Genomic DNA, 20597 nt, shown 5'->3' on the forward strand with positions numbered 1-20597 from the left:
TATTCTTAGATCCACAGATATAAAGGATGCCACAGATGCAAAAATCAATGTAAATAACTTTGCAAATCAGTATCCACCTGTGGAACATTTATTATTATTCAACTCATCAACAACTACTTTATTTCTCTTTCTTCCACCCCTTCAAAGGTGATTTTTACAGGTTTGATTTTACCATTTTCATCAAACTCCATCTTATCGATACTGGTCGCTCGATGGTTATGATGGGTTTCTGTCAAGGGTCTTCTATGATACACGATGTAATACTCATCTTCTCCAGGTATCTGAATGACAGAATGGTGTCCGGCTCCAGTGGCTACCTCTGGATCTTGCTGAAGGATCTTCCCTTCCCTTTCAAAAGGCCCAAACGGACTGTCAGCGATAGCATAAGCCACCGAATAATCAGGACCTCCCCAACCACCTTCTGACCACATGAAATAATATTTACCATCCCTGATAAACATAAAAGGCCCTTCCACATAGCTTTCCGGAGTTACTTCTTTGTAGCGTTCACCATCTTCAAAAGGAACAATTCCTGTAAAGTCATCATTTAGTTTAACGACATTACAATGGCCCCAGCCACCATAATACATGTAGTAAGTACCGTCCTTGTCCTTGAAAATATATTGGTCAATAGGTTGCGCTCCGTTGACAATTTCATTGATCAATGGCTTACCTAAAAGGTCTTTGAATGGTCCTTGTGGCTGATCAGCAATGGCCACACCAATACCTCCCACTTCTCCTTCATGAACATCATTGGCAGCAAAAAACAAATAGTATTTATCATCCTTGCTGATAACACCGGGAGCCCACATGGCCTTTTCAGCCCATTTTACTTCCGTAGTATCAATGATACGTTCATGCTTGGTCCAGTTCACCAGATCCTTGGAGGAAAAAGCATCCATAAATACTTGCTTTTCATAGGCATCCGAATAGGTCGGATACACCCAGTAGGTATCACCATAAATTATGGCTTCCGGATCGGCGTACCAGCCTTCAAAAATGGGGTTTCCAGACATTTTCACTGTCTCTTGCTCCCCTGCTAAGGTGATCTTTTCTTCTGTGGTTTTGGAGTTACAGGCAAAAGCTCCTGCCAAGGCCAAAAACAAAAGTCCATTTAATTTTTTCATATTCGTTTGTTGGGTTTTGATAGTAGTATAGGATTAATTCATTTATTGATGATTGATAGTCACACCCTTAAAGTTAACCACGGTTCCATTGGCTCCTTTGGCAAAAAGTCCCAAACGAAAGCCCATGCCCCAAGGTACCAAATGGGCCGCATCGAAAGTATCCCCCAATGCTTCCCAGTTACCATCACTATTAGTAAAATAGAAATGGAGAAGATGCCCTTCGGTCACTGCCATTTTCAGTTTGACCTGATCAGTCTTTTCCAAGCTTGCTTGGGCTTTGATTTCCATTTGTTTATCCCGGTTTTCTATTACTTGGATTCCATCGTCGCTAAGGGCTATCCCCATGCCTGCCACAGGTGCCCCAAAACCATTGTGCGCTCCACCGACCAACAGCACACCACCCATTGCGTTTGTATGAACTGGATCAATGGCCACTTCTATTTCATAATCGGGAGAAGTGGAAGTCTGTACCAGTAAAGAGCCAAGTCCTTCATTTACTCCTGAAGCTTGCAGCATCAACCCATGCTCACCGGTGGAATATTGAATATCCTGTGTCACTCTCCATTGCCAGACTTTATCTATTGAAGGGTCAAAGTCATCTGTAAATGTCAATGATGCTTTTTCTCGGTCATATTTAGCATGGTTTTTAAAATAAGGCCAGTCATCTTCCGTCCAATATAGCTGCTCTAACACCCCTTCCCTTCCAACATAAACACTTCCATCGGTGCTATAAGCATGGTACAGTAAATAATGCTCTCCATCTTTTTGGACTATCGTGCCATGGCCGGCACATTTCCAGTTATCATTGTCTTTAAGAATGGGGTTCTGCTCATACTTTTCCCAAGGACCGAGCAAGCGCTTTGCCCGTGCTACGCCAGCCTTGTAATTACAGGTTTTTTCACAACAGGAACCCGCCGAATAAGTAGCATAGAAATAATCGTTTTCACGGAAAATACATACCCCTTCGACCAAGTTTAATTCCCAATCTACATCATTCCTGAACAATTCATGAGGCTCCCCCATCAGGAGGGTCCTCTCCTCGTTGATTTCTTGGGCCCAAATGGGTGTGGGAAGTCCCCTACTATTACCGTCTTCTTTCCAGGTCAAATAGAGCTTTCCATTTTCATCCCTCACTTCAAATGCATCTATGGAACCAGCCTCCTGAGCAACTAAAGGACCATGATCTCTAAAACTCCCCTCAGGCGTATCCGCACTGGCCACTGCCACACTAAGCCGATTGCTTTCTTTGTCCCTAGCGGTATAGTAAGCATAGATTTTCTCTTGGGCTTCATCATAAGCAAGCTCTGGTGCCCAAAAGTTATTTTTAGCCCAGCCCGGAGCACCATCTGGAAAGACATAATTCACCACCTCCCAGTTGAGCAAATCTGCGGATCTAAATATCGGAAACAGTGGCGCCCATTCATTAGAAGTAGCTGAGGCATAATAGAAATCCCCAATCTTAATCACGGTGGGATCAGGATGATCCCCTGGTAAAACCGGGTTGACAACCCGAAATGATTCTTTATCCTCAACTTTTTCTTCCTGCTTCTTGGGTGCTTGACAAGCACTTGCGGCCAACACACAGAGAATGATCAGGAAATGTGCATACTTTAATTTAAACATGTATTTGATCATCAATTATTTAATTCTTTAAGCGGGGTTTACCCTTTTTCCATTTCACTTCTACATTAGACAGCCACCAAGTGTGTCCGTGATCATTATTGCCCTGATAAAAAAGATAGGTTTTGCCTGTCTCTTTATCTTCAAAAATGTGCGGATGACCGGACTCACTGCTATTCCACTCTCCTTCTTTTCCATTGGGCAAAAATGGTTGGTCAAACACACGCCTCCAATTTATGCCGTCTTCACTGACCGCCACTCCAATTTGCTGTGGGGCATTATTATAACTCCCTGCATAGAACATATAAAGTTTTCCTTTACGCTCAATAATGGAAGCCCCTTCCACACACTTCCCTTCCCAGCCCAGTTCAGGTTTTAAGATGGATTCATTTTTGGCCAAGGTCCAATCATCCCGACTAAAGTCGGTATTGAGGGGAGCTTCTGCCACACCTTGCATCTGTATTTCGCCTTGAGGGTCTCTTGTTGCAAAATAGAGAAAATAATGATCTTTAAAAGCGTAAACTTCCGCATCTATGGCCCTCCCATTACTCCAATTGCTCGCTTTAGGTGCAAATATCGGGTTAGTGGCATTTCTGGTAAAGTGGATTCCATCAGTAGAATACGCATGACAAATGGCGTCCTTAGACCCATTGCCATAAGTTTGATAAAAGAGGTGTACCTTCCCATCTTTCACCAATGCACCTGGCGCGCAAAAGCCATTTTTCTCATACTCCTCCGCTGCTGCCACAGTACCTATTTTCTCCCAATGGATCAAATCACTGCTTTCGGCGATGCCGATTCCCCAGCCACCCGGTTGATCTGGTACTGGCGGAATGGAAAAGTACATCAAAAATCTTCCCTCAAATTTCACTACATGAGGGTCTTTGGAAAAAGGCCTGCCTAGCCTGCTCGAATCGGCAAACATCATTTGCTGCGCCCACAATAACCCTATAGATGAACAGTAGAGCAGACAGGCAAGACCAATTATTCTTAGTTTTTTTGTCATTTTGGGAGTCTTTTTCCAGTCTGGGTCATTACCCAATAAACTACCAAAAGGAAGTTCACTGGGTAGACCCAAAACAGGTTCAACAATAGGCAATAGGTATATTTTGTTTATGTTCTTCTATTCATTTAAATCGGGCATGTAAAAATCAAAAGGTTCACTGCGATTATCTTTTAAGGTCTCTCCATCAAAAATTAAAGACGCCACTTGAATGGTCGTTCTATGGTTCTGGTGAAATGACTGTTCTGGCTTGGTAACAGCATGGCTGTCTCTCCCCGGATGGGTGAAATAAAACACATAGGCTTTATCTCCAAATACTAGCACATCACCATGCGCACCACTCGGAGTATCATCCTCTCTGGAAGAAGGCTTGTCCAAAATCATCCCCTGTTTTTCCCAATTCTGAAGATCCTCAGAGCGGTAAACGCGTAATCCTTTCCACTCATCTGTCAACATCCAGTAATAATTTCTAAACTCGAATACTTTTGGGCCTTCATGAGCTCCTCCGCCAATGGCTGGTACATCCTTGGTTTCCCAATTGATCAAATCATCAGAAGTTGATACCATGGTAATTCCTCCTCGACTATCATCTTTATACCAAATCAGGAATTTCTCTTCTGTTGTTTTGAAAATGGTCGCATCTATAATTTTATCAGAAGAAAGAGTCAATGGACCTTGATGTTCCCAATCCCAGAGGTTCTCGCTGGTAAAATAATGAATGTGACTGGCACCACCCCAATGGTTTCTCACCCCTTGAATGTAAGAGACGAACATATGGTATTTGCCATTATGGTAAATTACCTCAGGTGCCCAGAAAGTATTCCAACCTCGCTCAAACTCCAAGTCAAGATAACCTCTGAAAACCCAGGTCTGTCCATGGTCCTTGGTTGCTGCAATTCCAATGCGGTTACCATAATAAGCGGAAACATCTTGGGTGGGAAGGTTGGCTCTTCTGGTAGTGTAAAGCATCCACCATGAATTTTCTTCTTGATTCCAAACCATGACCGGATCGGCTGCACCATCATAAATGGGATCTCTGTACATGGGTGCTGGTGCCTCACGGATTTTATCCTGAGCCCAAGCTTGGTTATTTAAAGTAAAAAGAAGCCATAGCAAAGCGGTGCCTAAAAATAATTGGCTCCATACAAGTTGCCTCATGCGAGAACTCATAAAATCATTCTTTGCTATAGAAACGCTGAGTATATTCATTTGATTATTCCGGGTACTTTTTAATGGCTAAAGATTCCTAAAGGAAGCAGCCATCATTCAAAAGTAGTTGAACAAGCTCAAATTCAGCTAGCATAAAACCGTCAGTTAATTGTAAATATCCTTCTCTCTAGTTCGGTTGGCTGCTTTGATCAGGCCTAACTCCCCTTGACCAAAAAAGGATAAATCACATTTTCTCATCTACAGTGATGGATTTCTAGGGTATACTGACGAAAACTTTTTGATGAATTCACAAAAAAATGTAAGCATCAAACTTAAAATTCTCACGAAACCGTTTAAGTCAAACCATTTATTTTTTTCCATTCCAGTTATATTATTCTTTACTTTATGGTAAGAACTATTCCATTGAAAGCGCTATCCCCTAAATATCTTCCCTCCCTGACGGGGTTCAGGGCTTTAGCTGCCTTCATGGTATTTTTTCATCATATTAATCCGCTGAAAGACACAAAGGCTCCTTCTCTACTTGTTAAGATGATTGATGAAATGCATATCGGTGTCAGCTTATTCTTTGTATTAAGTGGATTCATCATTTCCTATCAATACTTACTGACGCGACAAGTCAGCTATGGATCCTACCTATGGAAACGTTTTACCAGGATTTTTCCGTTATTCGGCATTTTGACATTATTGACTTATGGTGTTAGTTTTTGGTATTTCAATGAGATTTCTGTTGATCAGTTATGGGAGTTGTTTTTCAACATGACACTTTTAAAAGGTTTCTTTGGTAACTATATCTTCACGGGCATTGCGCAGGCATGGACCTTAACGGTAGAAGAATGCTTCTATTTAACGGCCCCTGTTCTTGCTGCCTTCCTTTTTAAAAACTCCACATTCCATCTTTTACTACTTACCTTTTTGATTTTATTAACAGGAATTGCTTTGATGGTTCTCAGCCAACTTCTACCCATTGATGGCTTTATGCCAGACTTTAAATTCCTGTTTCATTTTACTTTCTTTGGACGGAGCTTCGAATTCCTAATGGGAATGTTCATCGCCCAGTTGTTTGTAAAATCAAAAGCCATCAAAAGACGGTATTTTACCCTAGTGGGCACTGCTGGTGTTTTACTCACTTTGCTGTTTCTCGCCTTGCTGTCGGAAGATGGTGCCGCAGGAGACAGCCAATGGACCGGTATTGTTATCAACAACTTCTTACTGCCCATTATAGGTATTGGCCCTTTGATTTGGGGGCTCTTACATGAAAAAACCTATTTGAAGACTTTTCTTGCCACTCCTTTTATGCAATTATTGGGAAATGCCAGCTATGCTTTTTACTTGATCCATATAGGGCTTTTCAAAGATTATATTGCGATTTATATCTCCAATTTTTGGCTCCTACTCATCGTTTTACAAGTGATCGCTATCCTACTATTTCTTTACATAGAAACTCCAATCAAAATCTTTCTAAGAAAAATCCATTAAGTTTGAAGCATGGTTTTTTGCACTACTAATTTTATACTGAAACCGTACCTGATATTTCTTTGACCCCTCATTAGGCAATTGAATTCATTACGACCTGTCGAGAAGGGCTGAAAATACAAGAAAATCAGACTGATTTTATAGTACTTTCAATCTGGAACAGCTTTTCTATTGCATATTTAGGTTTAAAATATCAACAAGTTACTGTCACATTCCGCCGAGTTTATCCGTACAGGTACCACTGGCGCATCAGAGAAGCTTAAATTAATGCCACAAAAAAGAAGTATATCCATTATCATTCCCAACTACAACGGAAGGCACCTATTAGAGAAGTACCTGCCTACTGTATTCAAAGCGGCCCATATTTCGGAGGCTCCATTTGAATTGATTATAGTCGATGATGCCTCTATTGACAATTCTGTTCCTTGGGTAAAAAAGCATTATCCCAACATCAGGCTTTTGGTCAATTCCGACAATCGGGGGTTTTCCTATACCTGTAACCAGGGAATCAGGGCCGCTCAGATGGACTTGGTGATGTTGCTCAATTCTGATGTGGCATTGGAAGAAAATTATTTCGAAGCGCTCTGGAAATATTTCGATCATCATGACACTTTTGGTGTTATGGGAAGGATTCTAAACAGTCGGGGAGAAACAGAAGATTCGGCAAGGATGATGGCTTTTCAAGGGCTCAAGTTCAAAGGTACTTCTTTCTATGATTGCACCGATGAAACCAAACTTAGCCCTACCGCATATTTATCCGGTGCCAACGCTTTGGTGGAGAGGAAAAAGCTATTAGCATTAGGAGGTTTTGATGAGATCTACACTCCCTTTTATGTAGAAGATGTCGACCTAAGCTTTAGGGCTTGGCGATTGGGATGGAAGTGTTATTATGAACATAAGGCAATCTGCCATCACGAAGTAAGCTCCACCACCAAAAAAGAGCATACCAAAAAGGCCCTTTATCCCGTTCTGTACAGGAATAAGTTTATCCTACAGGCCATTCATTTAGATGGATTAAAGCTCATGATTTGGAAGGTTCAATTGATGATATTGGAAATTATACCCCGGTTATTGATTGGAAAATGGTGGGTAACCAAAGCCTATATGGACTATTTGAAAAAGGAAGCTGAAATTCGCAATTCCAGAAAAAAATTAAAGGGTTTAATGCAAAAACATGAGGGATATAAAAGTCTGTTTGATGTCAGGAAAAACATATTTATCCCTTTTAAGAAAGAAAATAAATTAAAGTGACTGAATATAACCCTCATCACGATCAAGGCCGCATTAGAGTGAAGCAATCTCTTGTTATAAAACGAGATTGCTTCATCGTTCTTCCTTCCAATGACGGTGGTGATAAAATTAGTACCTTTGCGGTAAAATTAAGCTGTACGAGGCCTTTGAGACCTAGAAATAATAAAGACAATTGAAAACCTATTTTAGATTATTATCTTTTGCCAAGCCCATTGAGAAGTTTGCCATACCTTACCTGATATTTACCTTATTAGGAGTGGTCTTCAACACCCTCAACCTGGCCATGCTTGCCCCCTTACTGAGCACCTTGTTCAATTCCCAGGATGCCGCTGCAGAGGTGATGGTAAAGCCAGATAGCTGGACGGATGTCTTCGGCTACTTGAACTACTATGCCCAAATGGCCAAAGAGGAATATGGTCCTTTGGGAGCCCTGCAGGCTGTTTGTGGCGTCATCATAATTTCGGTACTACTGGGAAACCTTTTCCGCTACCTGTCCCAATTGGTGATGGAAAACCTAAGGATCCACACCTTATTGAACCTAAGAAGGAGGGTGTTTGATAATGTCATGAACCTGCATGTGGGCTATTTTAGCAACCAACGCAAAGGTGATATCATCTCCAAAATTTCCTCAGATGTACAGGTAGTTCAGTTTTCCGTGACCGGCACCTTGCAAGTCATTTTCAAAGAACCCTTGCAACTGATCGCATATGTTTTTATGCTCTTTGCCATCTCTTATAAATTGACCATATTCTCACTTTTGATCATCCCTGTTTCTGCTTTTTTCATTGCCCAGATAGTAAAACGGTTAAAATCCCAAGCTTCCCAAGCACAACACCTATATGGTGTCATGATCAGTTATTTGGACGAGGCATTGTCCGGAATCAAGATCATCAAGGCTTTCAATGCCACCGAAATGATCAAGGACAAGTTCCACGGTGAAAATGTCCGTTTTTCTTCCTTGGGCAAAAAAATGGCCAAACGCCAGCAGCTAAGTTCTCCGGTTTCGGAATTTCTAGGAGTGACCATGGTATCAGGAATTGTTCTCTACGGGGGCTCACTGATCATCAACAACCAATCCGAACTGAGCGCATCTGATTTTATTGCATATATCGCATTATTCAGTCAAGTCATGCGGCCTGCAAAAGCACTGACCAACTCCTTTAGCTCTATCCATTCAGGATTGGCAGCTGGTGAAAGGGTATTGGATCTCATTGACGAAAAACCAGCCATCTCTGATAAAAAAGATGCTACACCGATTAATGACTTTCAGGATAAAATAGAAATCAAGGATTTGTCATTTAGCTATCCAGGCCGACCAGTGCTTAAAGACATCAACCTGACCATCCCCAAAGGAAGAATGGTGGCTTTGGTCGGACCTTCTGGTGGCGGAAAATCCACCATGATGGACTTATTGCCCCGCTTTATTGAACCCGACAAAGGAGCTGTGCTTATAGATGGAAATGACATATCTCACCTCACCATGGACTCCCTGAGGAACCTGATGGGTATGGTGAACCAAGAGTCCATCCTCTTCAATGATTCTATCTTCAATAATATCGCCTTTGGTACACCGCATGCCACAGCTGAAGAGGTAGAGGCAGCAGCCCGAATCGCCAATGCCCATGAATTTATCATGCAAACCGAAAATGGCTATCAATCCAATATGGGTGACCGGGGATTAAAGCTTTCCGGTGGTCAGAAACAAAGAATCTGTATTGCCCGTGCAGTGCTTAAGAATCCTCCTATCATGCTATTGGACGAGGCAACATCTGCTTTGGATACAGAATCTGAAAAACTGGTGCAGGACGCCCTGAACAAGCTGATGAAAAACCGTACTTCATTGGTCATTGCACACCGACTCAGCACCATTCAGAATGCCGATATCATTGTGGTGTTAGAAAATGGTCAAATCATTGAACAAGGCAACCACCAGGAACTAGTAGCCAAAGATGGCTTGTACAATAAGCTCGTCAATATGCAGCAATTTACTGAAGTAGCAGGATAAAAATGAAACATCAAGTCAAGCCATCCAAAGTGATTACAGAAGTAAAGGAATACCCTTTTCAGTTTTCCATTTGCACACTGGTCACCGACCATACAGAGTATAAGGAGATGAAAGCTTCTTGTCTGAAAGCCGGTTTTGGAGAAGATGATTGCGAATACTTGATCATTGATAATTCTACAGGAAATTCTATTGATGCCTATAAGGGGCTTAACCTATTCCTTCAGCAAGCGAGAGGAGAACATATTCTCATCTGTCACCAAGACGTTATTTTCCATGATGACAAAAGAGAAAACTTAGAATCCTGCATCAAAGAACTATATTTAAAAGCACCTAAATGGGCTATAGCAGGAAATGCAGGAAGAGTCAATTTAAAATATCTGGCTATAAATATGACCAATGGAAAGTCAGGAGAAACTTTCAGAGAAAAGGATACTCCAATACGCGTAATGGCGGTTGATGAAAACTTTATGGTTGTGAAAAACAGTGCAAACTTGGCTTTATCTTCTGACCTGAAAGGCTTCCATATGTATGGGGCAGACCTTTGTCTACTTGCAGATATTCTTGGCTATCGTTCTTATGTAATCAACTTTAATCTCATACATAAAAGTGAAGGAAAGCTGGATAAAGTATTTGAAACAGCTAAAACCGATTTTGTTAGAAAATACAGCAAGGCACTTCGTCCGAGATTTATGGCTTCAACGGCAGCACGTTTTTATATAGGGGCAAGTAAATGGAAGAGACTCCTATTCAATACAGGTTTAATACTGTTTTTTATAAGACAATATGATAAATTTTTCAGAGGAAAGAGAAGCCGTCTTAACTAAGTTGATTCATGGATAAAGTATCTATTATAATCCCCACTTTTAACTATGGTTTTTCAATTAGTGAGACACTAAATTCAGTCCTGGAGCAAACCCACCAAAACTGGGAGTGTATTATTGTGGATGATGGTTCTACTGATAATACGTCGGAAGTTGTTCATATATATGTTGAAAGAGACAAAAGATTCCAATATATCAAGCAAGAAAACCAAGGTGTTTCAGTAGCCAGAAATACGGGAATTGAAATAGCCAATGGGGAATTTGTTCAGTTTTTGGATGGTGATGATTTATTAAGCCCGGAAAAACTCTCCCTTCAAATTAAACACTTTGAAGACAATCCTGATATTGACATTAGCTATACAAACAATTTTTATTTCAGAAATGATAAACCGGAAATTCTAAGTTATGATTCTGAAATGAATAATAAAGAGTGGATGTACAAACTCCATGACAGGGGAATTGAAACGGTAAAGGCAATGCTCCATCATAATATTGCTGTGATCAGCAGCCCATTGTTAAAAGCGTCTATTCTCAAAAAAGACATTCGGTTCCCTATCGGTGTGACTTTGCTAGAAGATTGGATATTCTGGTTGAAGCTTGGCTTCGCCAATTGTTCATTCCATTATCTCCACCATCCAAAGGCATATACAAGCAACCGTCTTCATCGCACCAGCGTCAGCCAAAAAAACTTGGTAAAGATGAAAGAAAGGGATATTCTTATCAGGAGCCAATTCAATATGATGATTGAAAAGTCCGGATTTGATCAACAGGAAAAACAGTTGCTTTACTCCTTGAACAAAAAGTATTATAAGTGGAATTTTAAAAAGCTACTCTATCAGGTTGGCCCTTGGGATTTTTCAGAATTAAAGCGAATAAATAAATATGTCAACACAGTTGATTTTGCCAAGTATTATATAAAAGCCATTTATCAGCAAATAAAATCACCATCCTACAATGAATAATCCTGTCGATATAGATATCATTATTTTGAGTTACGCCAAAGGGCCAAAATTAAGGGATTTGACAGAAACGGCTCTAAAGACCCTTTTTGACTCAGAATCTCCTGAGAAAATCCGGTTCAATGTAGTGGTAATTGAGTCCTATAAAAAAGCTGAAAAGTATGATTTCCCCAATACAAAAACGATCTATCCAAAAGAGAAATTTGGCTATCATAGATATATGAATATTGGGATTGAAATGACACAATCCCCTTACGTTTGCATTTGCAATAACGACCTCGAATTCCATAAAGGCTGGGCTTCTGAAATTTTAAAAGCTTTTGAAGAAGATCCTCACCTAAGCAGTGTCTCTCCTGCATGCTCTATTCATCACCCAGAACATGGTGTGAAGCTTCACAGTGGAGTTCATTACGGATATGAAGTACGTAACGAGCTTATAGGTTGGTGTTTGTTCTTTAAAAGAGAAATTCTCAATATCACAGGCAAACTAGACCCCAAATTTAAATTTTGGTTTGCGGACAACGATTATAGCATGACACTTCAAAAACATAGATTGAAACATGCATTAGTAACCTCTTCAATTGTCGACCATTTAGAAAGCCAAACATTAAACACTAAAAGAACCAGAGAGAGAAGAAGGTTGACCGCTAGAGAGCGATTCTATTATGAATATAAATGGGAAGAAAGAAGTTATTGGTCTTATCTGTGGAAAACCAAACGGCTAAAATAAAACGAGTTTTAGCCTCTGGACTTAAAAGTGACTATTTAAACATAACACATAATCTGACTACTAACAGTGTAAATTATCATGAAGATTTACAGATGGATTGACAAATACAATGAACGTTATTGCTATAAGATAAATCGCAAATTTTATCAAGGAAAAGACAGTGGCAAAAACAACCTTTATAGATTTCATTCGAAATTCATTACCTATTACATTGTCAGATTAGCCACATTGTTTTTTGGTACGTTTTTGCTTAAGCGAAACATTCTACAAGAAGTAGGTTTGGCCTTTACCATAAAAAATTCAGCCTTTTTCAACCCAGATCAGCATTCAAAACTATCAATATTCGTTAAGGAAATGTTCCTGACTATATTGGGCTATCGACATTTCGTTCCTAATGATATTCTTCCACTGCTGAAATCGAAAGATATTTTAAAGAAAAAGCTCACCTTTACAGAGGAAGGTCAACCCAATATTTCGATAATTATTCCTGTTTATAACCAACTGGCCTACACCTACAACTGTTTACTCTCCTTAAAAAACAATCTTCCAGCAGGTATCCCCATTGAGATCATCGTAATTGATGACTGTTCCCAAGATGATACTGAAGAATTTTTTAATCACAATGTAGAAGGCATCAGGTACATTAGAAATAAGACAAATCAAGGGTTTCTAAAAAACTGCAATTCGGCTAGTGAAATAGCCAAAGGAAATCTATTTTACTTTTTAAACAATGACACCCAAGTAAGACCAGGATGGCTTAACCCACTCATTGAACAATTTAAAGATGAAAGAATTGGCTGTGTAGGTAGTAAGCTCATTTATGCTCATGGACTCTTACAAGAAGCCGGTGGCATAATCTTTAGTGATGCATTAGGAGCTAATTATGGCAGAAATGATTTACGGGACAGGCCAAGATACAATTACATCAGGGAAGTCGATTATTGTTCTGGCGCTAGTTTGATGATCCGCAAGGCGGATTTTGACCAATTAGGACAATTTGATCAACAATATGCCCCTGCTTATTACGAGGATACAGATCTTTGTTTTGCGGTAAGAAATCAATTGGGCAAAAAGGTTGTATTCCATCCGCTTTCGGAGGTTATCCATTTTGAGGGCATTACATCAGGGAAACTGGCTAAAAAAGGTTCCGTAAAACGCTTTCAAGACATCAACAAAATTAAATTTGAAGAAAAATGGGCCTCAGAACTTCCCCTTCACTATGCTGACCATCGCCAAGAACCTGCAAATCGTAGGTTATTAGCTAAGAAAAGATTGATCTATATCGATACCATTATTCCAGAATATGATAAAAATTCAGGATCATTTAGAGCCTATCAAATATTGAAAATCCTCAATAATCTGGGGTATCACATTACGTTTATCCCTGCAGACACCAGAAAAACACAGCCCTATTACAACCAAATGGTTGAAATAGGGATTGAAGTGCTGTTCAGGTATCCCAACAGGGCCGGAATGATAAAAGAAATCAATGAAACGATCGATTCATGCGATGTTATTTGGATCAGTCGTCCTGAATTAAATGAAAGTTATCAATGGCTTATTGAAAAATTCCCAAAGGCCAAATGGATATACGATACGGTGGATCTCCACCATATCAGATTACAAAGACAGGCTGAACAAAACAATGACAAAACCTTAGAATTAAATGCAGCCAAAGTAAAACTTCAAGAATTGGACATCGCAAAAGCTGCAACGCATACATTTACTGTAACCGAAAGTGAAAAAGTGATGTTGGAAAATGAAGGAATTAAAAATGTTACTGTTATCCCCAATATACATGAACCAGAAATCATTAAAAACGAACTGGATTTTGATGAAAGAGAAGGCTTGCTCTTTATTGGTGCTTATGACCACCCTCCTAATATTGATGCGGCCGTCTGGTTGGTAAATGAAATTATGCCTGAAATATGGAAAAAACTACCCAACTTACAACTGACATTACTGGGAAGTAAGCCCACCAAAGAAGTACTACAACTGAGAAGTGATCTTGTAAAAGTCCCTGGTTTCGTTCGAGATGTTTCTGAATATTTTGAAAATCAAAGGGTATTTGTTGCTCCCTTAAGGTTTGGAGCTGGAATGAAAGGTAAAATAGGACAAAGCTTGGCCTTTAAACTTCCTGTGATCACCACTGATATAGGTGCTGAAGGAATGGGATTAGAAAATGGCAAAAATATTATAATTGCTAATTCTAAAGAAGAATTTATCAAACAAATCTTTCACTTATATCAAGACCAAGAAACTTGGTCAAAAATATCTAAAAACTGCCACAAAGCCTTAAAGCCGTACTCGGTAGCATCTGTAAAAGACATCCTAAAAACGATTGTATAAACATGAGTTCGTTTCAAAAAAAGAAAAAAATCGTCCTCTATACCGCCATCTTCGGTAAATACGATATCATCAGAGAACCTCTTTTCCCAGAGGAATTACTTGCCGAGGTAGATTTGATCTGTTTTACGGACAATAAACTATTGAAGTCGAAAAACTTTAAAATCATAAGGGTTAAAAGGCAGTTTGAGGATCCCACTTTAGAAAACCGCTTTTATAAATTACAGCCACATAAAGTCTTAAAAGATGACTATGATTATAATATCTATGTGGACGCCCATTATCTGATCACCACCAAAAGTGTCCAAGAACTAATATCAAAATACCTATCAGACAATACGCTGTTAGCCTTATTAAAGCATCCTGAGAGAAACTGTATCTATGATGAGTTTAAAGCTTGCCAATTCTATAATATGGACAAGCCTGAAAAATTTATTGCCCAAGAAAAATTTTATCGTGAAGAAGGCTTTCCTGAAAAATATGGTCTTAATCTAGGGGGACTTCAGTTTAGAAAATTTGACAATAGGTTGGAGGCGCTACTGGATTTTTGGTGGAATGAGGTCATTACCCGAAGTAGAAGGGATCAATTGTCCTTCAATTATTCCATTTGGAAGCTAAACTTCCAGCATTTCAAAACATTGGATTGGATTCCAGAGAACAATCCATTTGGCCAATTACAAAAACACGAGCCTTTTATCAAACAATATGGGCCATTCAAAAGGAATTTTCACAAAATCCGAAGAAAGATATTCGGGTATTCCAAAAGACATAAATAAAACAAAGCTTCCTTTTATTTTTTTAAGAGAAAGCTTATCACTCTTAAATAGATTTATTTTATTCAACATCATCTGGATAAGCATAAAATCTATACCTTCTAGCTCCTTCTCCAAACCACAGACCTTAAATTATTATTAAATAATAGGTATCCTATTACCTTTTCCAAATACTTCCTTAAAGCCTAAATTATAAAAGAAAACAGCTTTTTTAAACAATCTCTTCTGGGATTGGATAAAGGATTGTTTAAAAAAGCTGTAAATTATTTATGGATATGCATAAAATGCTACATACTCTCTTTTCCACTTACCTCCCCCGCCTGCAGTAACTCCAACATCAAAGTTATAATAGTGATCTGCTGCGTCACTATTATAATATGAATAAACTGGTTGAGTACCTTCAACTTGGTGATCAAAAGCATAAAAAGCTATGTATTCTCTTTGCCAAGCACCTATTGAAGCTTGATTATCAAACGTATAAAGATGATCTTTTCCCGAACTATTCCAATACTGATAAACTGGCCTAGCTCCTTCGGTTTCTGCAGGGACACCATAAAATACCCTTCCCTCAACTGTCCAATTCCCTCCTCCTGCCGTTGGAGAATAACTAGTGCTATAAAAATGATCCTTTGCATTGTCACTCCAGTAGCTAAAAATTTCTACTTTACATTCTTGCACCTCATATTCAGCATTTAAACTAACTGATACATCATCATGATCACTAAGTTGACGGAGCCCATACCCAATCACCGCTCCCCTATTATTTTCATTATACTCCCCACCATCTCTAAGAAAACTCTTAAATTCTTCATATCCATTGACAGATTGCACTGCTCCATTACCTGAACCACCCCTTATTACTACTTTCATTTTTGAAGTATTGATAATTCTCTGAAATTCTGAAGAAACCTCAACTCCCACTTCACCAGCAATAAAACTCATAGTAGTATTTAAAGCATAGTTTATTGAATCTACCGAATGGCTTGATTCTAAGCAAAAAATAGCCAACCTTCCATAAGAGAGACCAGAAATATACATTGGTGAGTATTCTCCAAAAATTTCACTATCTGGATACTCTTCTACATACACCCCATCTTCTGGATAGTCCATTTCTACAGTAAAAAATTCTTGTAAAAATTTTGCTACAAAAATATTGTTTTTATTACTAGAACTAAAATCAAAATCTGATTGCAAATCTTGTAATTTCCAGACATTCATATTTGCCCCAATAGCTATGTTCATATGTTCTTCTGAATACACTTGCTCAACAGAATGATCTAATATTGCCGGTTGCCCACCTATTACTCCTGAGTTCTCTATTTCTAAAAAAATATCCGCATAATTAGACTTTGTTGGTATTATTGTTCTGGTAGGATCATTTTGAAGCCCATTAACGTTAAATATTATTGATTGGGGTAGTTTGTTCACATTAATTATTGGTGTGTAATCTCCGTTCAAAACACTTTCAGCGGTAAAAATAGACCCTGGATATATCTTTGTATAGGGTTCATCTACCATAGTTAGTTTTTCAGGGCTTACAGTTTTAATAACCATTTCGGTTAAACAATTTAAATTGGCATTTTCACCATCCAATCCTTTCTTTTTCTTAACAGCTATCCCCTCTTTTGCTTGCAAAATGGTAGGCATCGATCTAAAAGGATTCTTTGAATTATCAAATGAATCCGTTGAATTGGTTTTTGGATTAACCTCTTCTTCTTGTTGACAGGAATAAAGGCCCACAAGAATCAAAGCAAATAGTAGTGTTCTTTTTAACATTTTGTAAAAATTTAATTTAAAAATATTTCGGCTGCGAAAGTATATTTAGGGAAATGCTATTCAAAAGGATTTCATAAAACAAAAACCTAACCACTTTAATCTTCCCAAAAAAGTAGTAATTCATTCCGATATCGTGTCAAATCATCCTGTTTTCGTTTAAATCATCTGTTAAAACACGAAAAAGTAAATTTTATAAAAAGTAAAACATTCTTTATACTTAGCCGTCTTTAAAATTTTCAAACCCCATTAGTGTATTCGGATCTGCAAAGCACCCAATAACTATGCTAGTTTAAAAAAGCAACTCAATTCTGCCTCTTCAATTCATATCAACCTTCCTATTTCTTGTAACTTTCTAAAACTAATTTGATGCTCACTTCCATCTATCAGTTTGACATTCCTGGATTTTTTATCGATTGAAACTACCTTATCCCAGTTTACCACCTTAGACCTACTTATTTTTACAAAATAATCAGGTAATTTTAACTGAAACTCTTTTAATGATTGCCATTGGCTGATAATTTCTCCTTCATCCATCACTATTTGCACCATATATTCTTTTACCTGAACATAGCATATTTTGCTATATTCCGTACGGATTATCTCTGTCCCTCTTTTGAAGTAAATACATTCTTCATTAACCATTGATCTATTTTTCATTATTAGTTTGTGATAGTCTAAAAAGTTAAATACTTATTGAAATTTTTAAAACACTGCTACAGCGTAGAAAGCTGATTTTTATGACCAAAAATTGGTTAAGCTTGACAGGTTCAATAAGATTTTTTTATCATTTTATTCGAAACTTGTTATTCCTTCACTGTTCATACCAATTCTATCTCATTATAATCTGCTCAATTGAAACCCTGCTGATCCCGGCATTGCCCATTCCACATGAGTAAACTCCACCGGAAAGGGTATAGTGTACATAGACTTCAAGATCGTCCACTTTAAAATCTTCCTTGAGGTTTTCAGGCCTGAAGAATTCATCATTGATGGCTATCAGCCAACCACAGCCATCCAATGCCATATCACCGGTGTACATAACCGTGGCCTCTGCTTCTATATATGGTTTTTCTTCTTGGGTACAGGCTCCGCAGCATGCCAAAACACCCAACATCATTATCGTTGTTTTCATCATCAAAAAATTATTTTCTCTTCTTTATGTGGCCAAAACGGCCTTGGCAGGACATGTCTCCAAAACTTCTTGGTAAACCTTCATGATGTCCCTGGAAATGATGCTTTCATCAAATCTGGCAATGTTTTTATAACCCCTATCAATAAAATTGGACCTTGTTTCCTCTCGGGACAACGCTTCAATATGCTCAATCAAGGTATCAGGATCGTCAGGATCTCCATAGAGTGCCGCGTCACCACCTGCTTCATGAAAACAAGATCCGGTAGAAGTAATCACAGGAGTTCCCATGCGCTGAGCTTCAATGATCGGGATTCCAAAACCCTCAAAATAGGAAGGATAAATAAACACATGGGCCATCTTATACATGGCTGGCAAATCATCGAAGGCCACATTATGTAAAAAGATTACCTTTCTCTGTAGTCCATATTCTTGAACCATGCTTCTAAGAGTATGGATATAAGAGGTCGCCCTGCCCACCACTACCAGCGGCAAATCCCAATCAGATCTTGCTTTTAAAGCTTTTAAGATCAACTGTACATTTTTTCGCTTTTCAATGGTACTGACAAACAATAGGTACTTTTCAGGAAGGTTATATTTTGCCTTTATTTTGGTCAATTGCTCAGGGCCAACTTCTTTGTTATAGTTTTCATGATACCCTTGATAAACCACTCGAATCTTACCCCTATCTATTCCCAAAAAATTCACCAGATCTTCCTTTGTCTGTTGGCTGATGGCAATGACCTGGTCTGCTTCCTTACATGATCGCTCCATTTTCAATTTATAAATCTGCACATCAATAGGGTTAAACATTTCAGGATAGCGGCAAAACAATAAATCATGTACTGTCACCACGTATTTGGTGGATTTGTTCTTGATAAAGGGAATTTCATTACTTAATCCATGAAAAATCTCCAGCTGATTGTCCAAATGCTTGACCCCTTGGAAGACACTTCTCCATGCACCAGAAAGCACTGGTAATTTCCAGAAATCAGTGGGTAGAACAATTTTCTGATTGGGATTTTTGCATGCGATCGATATCTCGTCACTCTTACGGCCATTGGCTGGAGTAAACAAAAAATAATTGTTGGTAGGAAAATTATCACTTAATGACTTAAGAATAAAGCGACTGTAGTTTCCAAGTCCAGTAAAATTCTTAAAAGCACGTTTGGCGTCAAATCCTATTCTCATACAGCGGTAGTTTGTTGGTTCAGAGGTCTTCTTGTCTTTATAACGACAAGACGATCCAAAAAATGATTATGCTACAAAAGTTATTAAAATATTTATAAAAAAATATTTTAACCCCATATTTCTCGCTATACCAACTCTTTATACAATCCTCAGCAAAACTATGGTTTTGCTATTTGTTCAACAATAAATGTCAAAAATCATTATTATTCCACTACTTATATCGAAAAAATAGCTTGGTAAAATAACTAGTTTAAAATTTCACTCAGCTTTATTTTACCATATTTGGACAAGTCCTAAAACAATTTTAAAGTCACCGATTAAGGACCTCTAAACCTCAACCAACGGATTTAGGGAATATTCCTTCCATAAATCCTCCAAAGTTTTTCCGGTATAGGTCTTCCAAAGTTCTTTGTTGTAAGTTTTTTCCCTCATATGACTGTCCATCTTATGTACAAACTTCTTATCATAGTGCTGATTGATCCATAGAAGAAAGCGGGCAGTAATTCTATAGCTATTGTCATAACGGTGCTTAGGGTCAAAGTCAGGCAATGCCCACCCTGCACTTGCATTGTCAACACCATAGGCATAACGCACATAATCTGCGATCCCTTCTGTCAGCCAACCAGGACCAGCACCACCGGGATAAGCTTGTACCAAGTGCATTCCTTCATGGGTGATTACATCCAAATCACCTGGCTTTTTGTCCAGCCACTGTGAGGCAATGGTAATCTTTCCATCATGAGCATAAGCAACTCCATTATAGGCTGTATCGATCGTTACCGTGACCTCTTTTATTGCTAGTTTATTGAAGTCCTTGACCATTTTTGGATAGACTTTGAAAAAGGTCTTGATCAATCCCTCCTTCACCTCTTTATCCAAGTTGGGATCTTGATTGACAAAATTAAGTGTATACTTGCCTTTTTTCACCACTTCTTTGTCCTTTATTTCCCCCTTTGCATAAAGGCCTATAAAAGTCAAGCTGCTAAAGCAAATTGCTAAAATGAATCGATTAAGTTTCATAGTTTATTTTAAGTTACATTATTAAACAGCCAATTATTTGGAGCTTATCATCCCTTATATTTTAGGTTTGATTGAAGAAAAAAGCAAGCAGGCTACCCATAATCTGAGCAGCCTGAAAGTCAAAAATAATCAATATATAAACAACTCAGTAATTAAATTAATCTTATCCGCTTTCTTCAAAGTTCATGCTTTCATATCAGGAA

At 38.6% G+C, this 20597-nt stretch carries 17 protein-coding genes; 8 read left to right on the forward strand and 9 right to left on the reverse strand.

All coding sequences use genetic code 11. The features are described 5' to 3' along the window. Window positions 1-113: 113 nt before the first annotated feature. The 4 genes from IFO69_RS00860 to IFO69_RS00875 form a co-directional block, all read right to left on the reverse strand. Window positions 114-1127, reverse strand: coding sequence for a glycoside hydrolase family 43 protein (locus IFO69_RS00860; protein ID WP_192007065.1), 1014 nt, complete (start codon window positions 1125-1127; stop codon window positions 114-116). 42 nt (window positions 1128-1169) lie between these two features. Beyond that, window positions 1170-2750, reverse strand: coding sequence for a family 43 glycosylhydrolase (locus IFO69_RS00865; protein ID WP_192007066.1), 1581 nt, complete (start codon window positions 2748-2750; stop codon window positions 1170-1172). 19 nt (window positions 2751-2769) lie between these two features. Next, a complete protein-coding gene (locus IFO69_RS00870) occupies window positions 2770-3753 on the reverse strand; it encodes a family 43 glycosylhydrolase (protein WP_192007067.1) in 984 nt (327 codons plus the stop codon). A 117-nt stretch (window positions 3754-3870) separates the two neighbouring features. Next, window positions 3871-4959: a family 43 glycosylhydrolase gene (locus tag IFO69_RS00875; RefSeq protein WP_225443943.1), complete on the reverse strand. Its 1089-nt coding sequence runs from the start codon at window positions 4957-4959 to the stop codon at window positions 3871-3873. 345 nt (window positions 4960-5304) lie between these two features. Between IFO69_RS00875 and IFO69_RS00880 the strand changes: the two genes are divergently transcribed. The 8 genes from IFO69_RS00880 (at window position 5305) to IFO69_RS00915 (ending at window position 15281) form a co-directional block, all read left to right on the forward strand. Beyond that, a complete protein-coding gene (locus IFO69_RS00880) occupies window positions 5305-6396 on the forward strand; it encodes an acyltransferase family protein (RefSeq protein ID WP_192007068.1) in 1092 nt (363 codons plus the stop codon). 264 nt (window positions 6397-6660) lie between these two features. Beyond that, the gene (locus tag IFO69_RS00885) at window positions 6661-7644 is read left to right on the forward strand and encodes a glycosyltransferase family 2 protein (protein ID WP_192007069.1); all 984 of its coding nucleotides are present in this window, start codon (window positions 6661-6663) and stop codon (window positions 7642-7644) included. 172 nt (window positions 7645-7816) lie between these two features. Next, complete coding sequence (locus IFO69_RS00890; RefSeq protein ID WP_192007070.1) at window positions 7817-9649, forward strand: ABC transporter ATP-binding protein; 1833 nt, start codon at window positions 7817-7819, stop codon at window positions 9647-9649. 2 nt (window positions 9650-9651) lie between these two features. Further along, complete coding sequence (locus IFO69_RS00895; RefSeq protein WP_192007071.1) at window positions 9652-10473, forward strand: hypothetical protein; 822 nt, start codon at window positions 9652-9654, stop codon at window positions 10471-10473. Between the two features lie 8 nt (window positions 10474-10481). Then, a complete protein-coding gene (locus IFO69_RS00900) occupies window positions 10482-11432 on the forward strand; it encodes a glycosyltransferase family 2 protein (RefSeq protein WP_192007072.1) in 951 nt (316 codons plus the stop codon). After that, window positions 11425-12159, forward strand: a complete 735-nt coding sequence (locus IFO69_RS00905) for a glycosyltransferase family 2 protein (RefSeq protein WP_192007073.1) — start codon at window positions 11425-11427, stop codon at window positions 12157-12159. The genes IFO69_RS00900 and IFO69_RS00905 overlap by 8 nt, the downstream gene beginning before the upstream one ends. A gap of 78 nt (window positions 12160-12237) precedes the next feature. Next, window positions 12238-14508 (forward strand): glycosyltransferase, encoded by a 2271-nt coding sequence (locus IFO69_RS00910; protein ID WP_192007074.1) that lies wholly within the window; start codon window positions 12238-12240, stop codon window positions 14506-14508. Between the two features lie 2 nt (window positions 14509-14510). Next, complete coding sequence (locus IFO69_RS00915) at window positions 14511-15281, forward strand: glycosyltransferase domain-containing protein (protein WP_192007075.1); 771 nt, start codon at window positions 14511-14513, stop codon at window positions 15279-15281. A gap of 264 nt (window positions 15282-15545) precedes the next feature. On the opposite strand, the gene IFO69_RS00920 is transcribed toward IFO69_RS00915, so the two are convergent. From IFO69_RS00920 to IFO69_RS00940, 5 genes are all read right to left on the reverse strand, one after another. After that, on the reverse strand, window positions 15546-17054 hold the full coding sequence (locus IFO69_RS00920; protein WP_192007076.1) for a thiol-activated cytolysin family protein: 1509 nt from the start codon (window positions 17052-17054) through the stop codon (window positions 15546-15548). Window positions 17055-17375: 321 nt separating this feature from the next. Beyond that, a complete protein-coding gene (locus tag IFO69_RS00925) occupies window positions 17376-17711 on the reverse strand; it encodes a LytTR family DNA-binding domain-containing protein (protein WP_192007077.1) in 336 nt (111 codons plus the stop codon). 172 nt (window positions 17712-17883) lie between these two features. Then, the gene (locus tag IFO69_RS00930; RefSeq protein ID WP_192007078.1) at window positions 17884-18189 is read right to left on the reverse strand and encodes a hypothetical protein; all 306 of its coding nucleotides are present in this window, start codon (window positions 18187-18189) and stop codon (window positions 17884-17886) included. A gap of 21 nt (window positions 18190-18210) precedes the next feature. Further along, window positions 18211-19374, reverse strand: coding sequence for a glycosyltransferase family 4 protein (locus tag IFO69_RS00935; protein ID WP_192007079.1), 1164 nt, complete (start codon window positions 19372-19374; stop codon window positions 18211-18213). A gap of 327 nt (window positions 19375-19701) precedes the next feature. Then, a complete protein-coding gene (locus IFO69_RS00940; RefSeq protein WP_192007080.1) occupies window positions 19702-20394 on the reverse strand; it encodes a basic secretory protein-like protein in 693 nt (230 codons plus the stop codon). Between the last annotated feature and the right edge of the window lie 203 nt (window positions 20395-20597).

It is taken from the genome of Echinicola arenosa, assembly GCF_014841125.1.
GTDB lineage: Bacteria > Bacteroidota > Bacteroidia > Cytophagales > Cyclobacteriaceae > Echinicola > Echinicola arenosa.